Here is a 635-nt window from a genome sequence, read left to right as displayed (position 1 = left end):
AACCTGCGACCCCCTGGTCCCAAACCAGGTGCTCTACCAAGCTGAGCTACTTCCCGTTAAAACAATGCACCCAGTAGGAGTCGAACCTACAACCTTCTGATTCGTAGTCAGACACTCTATCCAATTGCGCTATGGGTGCATAATATGCCGAGGACCGGGATCGAACCGGTACGGTCATCACTGACCGCAGGATTTTAAGTCCTGTGCGTCTGCCAATTCCGCCACCCCGGCATAACAAGCGGAAGACGGGATTCGAACCCGCGACCCCCACCATGGCAAGGTGATGTTCTACCACTGAACTACTTCCGCAAAATGCCGACTAGAAGATTCGAACTTCCGACCCCCTGTTTACAAGACAGGTGCTCTGCCAGCTGAGCTAAGTCGGCATACAAAATATTATGCGCTAATAATATTCAATTGTAATGAGCCGTGGCAGTCTCGAACTGCCGACCCTCTGATTAAAAGTCAGATGCTCTACCAACTGAGCTAACGGCTCAAGGAATGGAGGATACAGGGATCGAACCTGTGACCTCCTGCTTGTAAGGCAGATGCTCTCCCAGCTGAGCTAATCCTCCATAAAATCGCGTGGCAACGTCCTACCCTCGCAGGGGGCGATCCCCCAACTACTCTTGGCG

At 52.3% G+C, this 635-nt stretch carries 6 tRNA genes; all 6 read right to left on the bottom strand.

Going from position 1 to position 635, the window contains the following annotated elements:
• Positions 1-65: 65 nt before the first annotated feature.
• Positions 66-139: transfer RNA gene (locus FD05_RS10780), tRNA-Arg, on the bottom strand.
• A gap of 6 nt (positions 140-145) precedes the next feature.
• A tRNA-Leu gene (locus FD05_RS10775) sits at positions 146-231 on the bottom strand.
• Positions 232-237: 6 nt separating this feature from the next.
• Positions 238-309: transfer RNA gene (locus tag FD05_RS10770), tRNA-Gly, on the bottom strand.
• A gap of 4 nt (positions 310-313) precedes the next feature.
• Positions 314-386 (bottom strand) — tRNA-Thr (locus FD05_RS10765).
• Between the two features lie 37 nt (positions 387-423).
• A tRNA-Lys gene (locus FD05_RS10760) sits at positions 424-496 on the bottom strand.
• 6 nt (positions 497-502) lie between these two features.
• Positions 503-575: transfer RNA gene (locus FD05_RS10755), tRNA-Val, on the bottom strand.
• Positions 576-635 lie beyond the last annotated feature (60 nt).

Origin of the sequence: Lentilactobacillus otakiensis DSM 19908 = JCM 15040 (assembly GCF_001434145.1) — a bacterium.
GTDB lineage: Bacteria > Bacillota > Bacilli > Lactobacillales > Lactobacillaceae > Lentilactobacillus > Lentilactobacillus otakiensis.
Note: the sequence above shows the minus strand (reverse complement) of the source record. Positions and strands in the feature narration are given on the sequence as shown.